We start from the raw sequence: 6342 nt of genomic DNA, 5'->3' as shown, positions 1-6342 counted from the left end.
GCCGCGCGACGGCCGCGCCCCTGCGGCGGCTTTCGACGGTTTCCGCTCATTGGAACAGCTACTCCTCGGGCAGGCGGCCGTAGCGCCTGAAGGTGGCAGTTGGCTTCTGGTCCCCCCGAGTGCGCCGGGACGACGGCTTGGCCTCACCCGCGCGCACTGCACCGGGGACGAGGACGCTCCTGTACGCCGCATGGTTCCCGGTGGTCTGCACAGCCGACAGACTACGCAGCTTCAAAACCTTCCTTACGCCGTATTCGCCTCAATCGACGCAAAGCAGTTGCGATGAATCAGTGATGTGAATCCCTTCACCCGTCCCCCTCTTGTCGCTCCCGAAGAGCCGTTCTATCGTCAGGATGTATCGAGTCGATACATCGCAGTGAGACGTCACGAGTCGCCCCGGGACACAGGTGCGCGGGGGACGGGACCCGTGGTTCCGGACGGAGGTGGTGAGGGATGAGCAGACGCTCGGGCGTCCTCGAGTTCGCCGTCCTCGGCCTGCTCCGCGAGTCCCCGATGCACGGCTACGAGCTGCGCAAGCGGCTCAACACCTCACTCGGCGTCTTCCGCGCCTTCAGCTACGGCTCGCTCTACCCCTGCCTCAAAGCGCTGGTGCAGCGCGGCTGGCTGGCGGAGGAGCCGAGCGGCGGGCTGGGCGAGCCGCCGGCTTCGCTCACCGGCCGCCGGGCGAAGATCGTTTATCGGCTGACGGCCGAAGGCAAGGAGCACTTCGAGGACCTGCTCTCCCAGACGGGTCCCGATGCCTGGGAGGACGAGCACTTCGGCGTCCGCTTCGCCTTCTTCGGCCAGACGTCGCGCGACGTGCGCATGCGCGTGCTGGAAGGCCGCCGCAGCAGGCTGGAGGAGAGGCTCGCGAAGATGCGCGCCTCGCTGGCCCGTACGCGCGACCGTCTCGACGACTACACGCTCGAACTCCAGCGCCACGGAATGGAGTCCGTGGAGCGTGAGGTCCGCTGGCTCAGCGAACTCATCGAGAGCGAGCGGTCGGGGCGCCCGGCGCGCGGGACCGGTCCTGACCGACCGGAGACACCCGGTCAGGACCGACCGGACCGACCGGAGCCGGGTCCGTCCGACAACACCGACAGATGAGGCCGCGCGCCACCGCGGTCTCAGCGAGAACACACAGGGAGCAACCGGAATGGGTTCGGTTCGCGTAGCCATCGCCGGCGTGGGCAACTGCGCCGCGTCACTGGTGCAGGGCGTCGAGTACTACAAGGACGCCGACCCGGGGAGCAAGGTCCCGGGCCTGATGCACGTCCAGTTCGGCGACTACCACGTGCGCGACATCGAGTTCGTCGCCGCCTTCGACGTCGACGGCAAGAAGGTGGGCCTCGACCTGGCCGACGCCATCGGTGCCAGCGAGAACAACACCATCAAGATCTGCGACGTGCCGCCGACCGGCGTCCTTGTCCAGCGCGGCCACACCTACGACGGTCTGGGCAAGTACTACCGCGAGACCATCGAGGAATCCGACGCCGAGCCCGTCGACGTCGTCCAGGCGCTCAAGGACGCGCGGGCCGACGTCCTGATCTGCTACCTGCCCGTCGGCTCCCAGACGGCCGTCGAGTTCTACGCCCAGTGCGCCATCGACGCCGGTGTCGCCTTCGTCAACGCGCTGCCCGTCTTCATCGCCGGCACCAAGGAGTGGGCGGACAAGTTCACCGCGGCCGGGGTGCCGATCGTCGGCGACGACATCAAGTCCCAGGTCGGCGCCACCATCACGCACCGGGTGATGGCCAAGCTGTTCGAGGACCGCGGGGTCGTCCTCGACCGCACGATGCAGTTGAACGTCGGCGGCAACATGGACTTCAAGAACATGCTGGAGCGGGAGCGGCTGGAGTCGAAGAAGATCTCCAAGACGCAGGCCGTCACCTCGCAGATCCCCGACCGCGACCTGGGCGCCGACAACGTGCACATCGGCCCCTCGGACTACGTGGCCTGGCTGGACGACCGCAAGTGGGCCTATGTGCGCCTGGAGGGCCGCGCGTTCGGTGACGTGCCGCTCAACCTGGAGTACAAGCTGGAGGTGTGGGACTCCCCCAACTCCGCCGGCGTCATCATCGACGCGCTGCGCGCCGCGAAGATCGCCAAGGACCGAGGCATCGGCGGCCCGATCCTCTCGGCGTCCTCCTACTTCATGAAGTCCCCGCCGGTGCAGTACTTCGACGACGTCGCACGCCAGAACGTGCAGGACTTCATCGACGGCAAGGCCGAGCGGTAACGCTCGCCGCTGTGGCCCGGCCGGTGAGGGGGCCCGGGGATCCGTCCCCGGGCCCCCTCACGTGGTGGACGCTGCGGAAGGGGGCTGCCCCTGGCTGTCGGCCGCCGTCCGCGGGCCCGACGTGGTTCGTCGCGCGGTTCCCCGCGCCCCTTCGGGGCACGGGCACCCCGGAAGGGGCGGCACCCCGAAAGTGCTCAGCGATCCACGGTGCGGTCCACCGTCGTCGTCGTGTGCCGCAGAATCGCGGTGAGCTCCTCACCGACATGCGGTTCCGGCGCGTCCGCCGGGACGAACAGGATGGACACCTGCATGTGCGGCGGCTCCGCGAACCACCGCTGCTTGCCGGCCCACACGAACGGGGACAGATTGCGGTTGACGGTGGCCAGGCCCGCGCGGGCCACGCCCTTGGCCCGGTCGGTCATGCCGTGCAGCGCCTTGGGGGACTCCAGGCCCACCCCGTGCGAGGTGCCGCCCGCGACGACGACCAGCCAGCCGTCGCCCGGCGCCTTGGCCTGCCGGTAGCCGAACCGGTCGCCCTTGGCCACCCGCGTCACATCCAGGATCGCGCCCCGGTACTCGGTGGCGCGGTGGTCGCCCAGCCACAGCCGGGTGCCGATCCGGGCGCGGAAGCGGGTCTGCGGGAACTGCTGCTGGAGCAGCGCGAACTCCTCCGGCTTCAGATGGCTGACGAAGAGCGTCTCCAGCGGCAGCCGCGCGGCGCGCAGCCGGTCCATCCAGGAGATGACCTCCTCCACCGCGTCCGAGCCGTCGGTGCGGTCCAGCGGAAGGTGGATCGCGAAGCCTTCCAGCCGCACCTCGTCGATCGCGGCGTGCAGCCGGGGCAGGTCCTGCTCGGTGACCCCGTGCCGCTTCATCGAGCTCATCACCTCGATGACGACCCGGGCGCCGCGCATGAGGCCCACGCCCTCCACCGAGGAGACGGAGCGGATGGCGCGGTCCGGCAGCGGGACCGGCTCCTCGTCCTTGCGGAACGGGGTGAGTACCAGCAGGTCGCCGCCGAACAGGTCCTTCGTCCGAGCGGCCTCGTAGGTGGTGCCGACGGCCAGTATGTCGGCACCGAACTTGGTGGCCTCCTCGGCCAGACGCTCGTGGCCGAAGCCGTAACCGTTGCCCTTGCAGACCGGAACGATTCCGGGGAACTGCTGAATCACCGCCTGCTGGTGCGCCCGCCAGCGATCGGTGTCGACATAGAGGGAGAGCGCCATGGCCGGTACGGAACCTTTCTGGGACTTGTCGTGGGGTGCGGGACTGCGGGGCTGGTCGGCTCAGCGCCGCGACATGTAGATGTCGAGCGCCTTGTGCAGCAGCTTGTTGAGGGGGAAGTCCCACTCGCCGAGGTACTCGGCCGCCTGCCCACCGGTGCCGACCTTGAACTGGATCAGGCCGAACAAATGGTCGTTCTCGTCGAGGGAGTCGCTGATGCCGCGCAGGTCGTACACGCTCGCCCCCAGCGCGTAGGCGTCCTGGAGCATCCGCCACTGCATCGCGTTGGAGGGCCGCACCTCGCGCTTGTGGTTGGCCGAGGCGCCGTAGGAGTACCAGACGTGCCCGCCGACGACGAGCATGGTGGCGGCCGAGATGCGCTCGCCCTCGTGCTCGGCGAAGTAGAGCCGCATACGGTGCGGGTCCTCCGCGTTCAGGACGTTCCACATCCGCTGGAAGTACGCCTTGGGACGGGGCCGGAACTTGTCGCGCTCGGCGGTGATCTCGTACAGCCGCTGCCACTCGTCCAGGTCGTACGGGTTGGCCATGTTGCCCTGCACCACCTGCACACCGGCCTTGTCGGCCTTCTTGATGTTGCGGCGCCACAGCTGGTTGAAGCCCTTGTGCACGTCCTCCAGCGAGCGGCCCTCCAGCGGGACCTGGAAGACGTAGCGCGGCTGGACGTCACCGAAGCCCGCGCCGCCGTCCTCGCCCTGCTGCCAGCCCATCCGGCGCAGCTTGTCGGCCACCTCGAAGGCGCGCGGCTCGATGTGGGTGGCCTCGATGTCCCGCAGCCGCTTGACGTCCTGGTCCTGGATGCCCTTCTTGATGGCGGCCGCGTCCCAGCGCCGGATCACCACGGGCGGGCCCATCTTCACGGAGAAGGCGCCGTGCTTCTTGAGGTGGTCGAGCATCGGGCGCAGCCACTCGTCCAGGTTGGGCGCGAACCAGTTGATCACCGGGCCCTCGGGCAGGTACGCCAGATAGCGCTTGACCTTCGGCAGCTGCCGGTAGAGCACCAGCCCGGCACCCACCATCTGGCCCGTCCGCGTGTCGAACCAGCCCAGGTTCTCCGAGCGCCACTCGTTCTTGACATCCGCCCACGCGGGCACCTGACAGTGGCTGGCCGACGGCAGGCTCTGGATATACGCCAGATGCTGCTCTCGGCTGATGGTCCTCAGGGTCAGGCTCATGGCGCGACGCTCCTCCGGCGAACTGAGTGATGCTCGCCGGAAGCCTACTGTGCCCCGAGGTGCCCCGTTCGGCCCAGGGCCGGGCCCGCAACGGCCACCCGGCCCCGCCGCCACGGCACCCGTTCTCCCCCCGTGTCCTCCCCGCGGCGTCCTTCTTCTCTTCCTCACGGGACGACGGCTCGCCCCCTGCGGGACGACTCGTCCTTACGGAACGTCTCGTCCCTGCGGGACGCTCGTTCTTACGGGACGGAGGAGCCGGCCACCAGGCCGCCGTGCGCCATGCCCAGGTAGAAGCCGACGGCCGCCGCGCCCAGCCCGATGATCGTCACGAACCGTTCACCGGTCGTGGCCGAGATGTACTGGCCCCAGGCCCCGGTGAGGATGCCCGCCAGCCCCGCCCACGCGCCGAGCAGGTGCAGGCCGGGCCACCAGGCGGAGACCACCGCCGCCAGGCCGAGCAGCAGCGTGACGGCCGCGAAGGAGTTCTCCACCGGATGCCGCTTGCCGTCGGAGTTCAAATAGGAGAGGGGATGGTTCCAGCGGACTGTCTGTGCCATGGGGCACCTCCTGACAGGACTCCTTGCTCCTGTGCGGCGCGGCGCGCACTGTAACGCCGCTCACACCCGAGGTGTCCAGATTGCGCCGGGATGGCCCCGGATTTCAACCGGAAGGCCGCCGCCAGGTAGGCTGGCCTGTCTGCGCTCCCGCTGTGCGCACCGAACGCCCGGCGGGACGCGGAAACGCATCACGACCCTCCTGCCACGGAACGACCGTGGCCGCCGAGTCCAGAGGAGGTGGGTTCCACATGCGTCACTACGAGGTGATGGTCATCCTCGACCCCGATCTGGAGGAGCGCGCTGTCTCCCCCCTGATCGAGAGCTTCCTTTCCGTCGTCCGCGAGGGCAACGGCAAGGTCGAGAAGGTCGACACCTGGGGCCGTCGTCGTCTCTCCTACGAGATCAACAAGAAGCCCGAGGGCATCTACGCGGTCATCGACCTGACGGCCGAGCCCGCTGTGGTCAAGGAGCTCGACCGGCAGATGAACCTGAACGAGTCCGTCCTGCGGACCAAGGTCCTGCGCCCGTCGACCCACTGAGGCCGATTCCCGAGTAGCACCGGCACCACGCCACACCACCGCAGCGTCACGCACGCAGCACCAGCACCACAGCAGCCAGCAGCACGCCGAGAGGTTCACCCATGGCAGGCGAGACCGTCATCACGGTCGTCGGCAATCTCGTCGACGACCCCGAGCTGCGCTTCACCCCCTCCGGTGCGGCGGTCGCGAAGTTCCGCATCGCGTCGACCCCCCGCACCTTCGACCGGCAGACCAACGAGTGGAAGGACGGCGAGAGCCTGTTCCTGACCTGCTCGGTCTGGCGGCAGGCGGCGGAGAACGTCGCCGAGTCCCTCACCAAGGGCACCCGCGTCATCGTGCAGGGCCGCCTCAAGCAGCGCTCGTACGAGGACCGCGAGGGCATCAAGCGCACGGTCTACGAGCTGGACGTCGACGAGGTCGGCGCCAGCCTCCGCAACGCCACGGCCAAGGTCACCAAGACCACCGGCCGCGGTGGCCAGGGTGGCGGCTTCGGCGGTGGCGGCGGCCAGGGCGGTGGCGGCTGGGGCGGCGGCTCCGGCGGGCCGGGCGGTCCGCAGGGCGGCGGCGCTCCGGCGGGCGACCCGTGGGCC

At 69.3% G+C, this 6342-nt stretch carries 7 protein-coding genes; 4 read left to right on the top strand and 3 right to left on the bottom strand.

Annotated features, from left to right (window positions below; genetic code table 11):
- The first annotated feature begins 453 nt into the window (after positions 1 to 453).
- The gene (locus tag FM076_RS16430) at positions 454 to 1107 is read left to right on the top strand and encodes a PadR family transcriptional regulator (RefSeq protein ID WP_173871515.1); all 654 of its coding nucleotides are present in this window, start codon (positions 454 to 456) and stop codon (positions 1105 to 1107) included.
- 49 nt (positions 1108 to 1156) lie between these two features.
- On the top strand, positions 1157 to 2239 hold the full coding sequence (locus FM076_RS16425; RefSeq protein WP_173871512.1) for an inositol-3-phosphate synthase: 1083 nt from the start codon (positions 1157 to 1159) through the stop codon (positions 2237 to 2239).
- Between the two features lie 194 nt (positions 2240 to 2433).
- Here FM076_RS16425 and FM076_RS16420 read toward each other — a convergent pair whose 3' ends face one another.
- The 3 genes from FM076_RS16420 to FM076_RS16410 form a co-directional block, all read right to left on the bottom strand.
- Entirely contained in the window at positions 2434 to 3465 is a 1032-nt protein-coding gene (locus FM076_RS16420; protein WP_173871510.1) for an alanine racemase, read from the bottom strand.
- A gap of 60 nt (positions 3466 to 3525) precedes the next feature.
- Entirely contained in the window at positions 3526 to 4656 is a 1131-nt protein-coding gene (locus FM076_RS16415; protein ID WP_173871508.1) for a lipid II:glycine glycyltransferase FemX, read from the bottom strand.
- A gap of 239 nt (positions 4657 to 4895) precedes the next feature.
- Positions 4896 to 5213, bottom strand: coding sequence for a hypothetical protein (locus FM076_RS16410; protein WP_173871506.1), 318 nt, complete (start codon positions 5211 to 5213; stop codon positions 4896 to 4898).
- Positions 5214 to 5461: 248 nt separating this feature from the next.
- On the opposite strand from FM076_RS16410, the gene rpsF reads away from it, so the two are divergent.
- Together rpsF and FM076_RS16400 are read left to right on the top strand one after the other, a co-directional pair.
- The gene (gene rpsF / locus FM076_RS16405) at positions 5462 to 5752 is read left to right on the top strand and encodes a 30S ribosomal protein S6 (RefSeq protein WP_173871503.1); all 291 of its coding nucleotides are present in this window, start codon (positions 5462 to 5464) and stop codon (positions 5750 to 5752) included.
- A gap of 101 nt (positions 5753 to 5853) precedes the next feature.
- Positions 5854 to 6342, top strand: a 489-nt coding sequence (locus FM076_RS16400) for a single-stranded DNA-binding protein (RefSeq protein ID WP_173871501.1), incomplete at its 3' end; no start/stop codon positions are given.

This window comes from Streptomyces albus subsp. chlorinus, from assembly GCF_013302895.1.
Taxonomy (GTDB): Bacteria; Actinomycetota; Actinomycetes; order Streptomycetales; family Streptomycetaceae; genus Streptomyces; species Streptomyces chlorinus.
Note: the sequence above shows the minus strand (reverse complement) of the source record. Positions and strands in the feature narration are given on the sequence as shown.

Excerpts from the sequence above, each read along its gene's own strand:
- FM076_RS16415 (WP_173871508.1), bottom strand. The coding sequence starts at position 4,656 with ATGAGCCTGACCCTGAGGACCATCAGCCGAGAGCAGCATCTGGCGTAT.
- FM076_RS16420 (WP_173871510.1), bottom strand. The coding sequence starts at position 3,465 with ATGGCGCTCTCCCTCTATGTCGACACCGATCGCTGGCGGGCGCACCAG.
- FM076_RS16430 (WP_173871515.1), top strand. The coding sequence starts at position 454 with ATGAGCAGACGCTCGGGCGTCCTCGAGTTCGCCGTCCTCGGCCTGCTC.
- FM076_RS16425 (WP_173871512.1), top strand. The coding sequence starts at position 1,157 with ATGGGTTCGGTTCGCGTAGCCATCGCCGGCGTGGGCAACTGCGCCGCG.
- FM076_RS16410 (WP_173871506.1), bottom strand. The coding sequence starts at position 5,213 with ATGGCACAGACAGTCCGCTGGAACCATCCCCTCTCCTATTTGAACTCC.
- rpsF (WP_173871503.1), top strand. The coding sequence starts at position 5,462 with ATGCGTCACTACGAGGTGATGGTCATCCTCGACCCCGATCTGGAGGAG.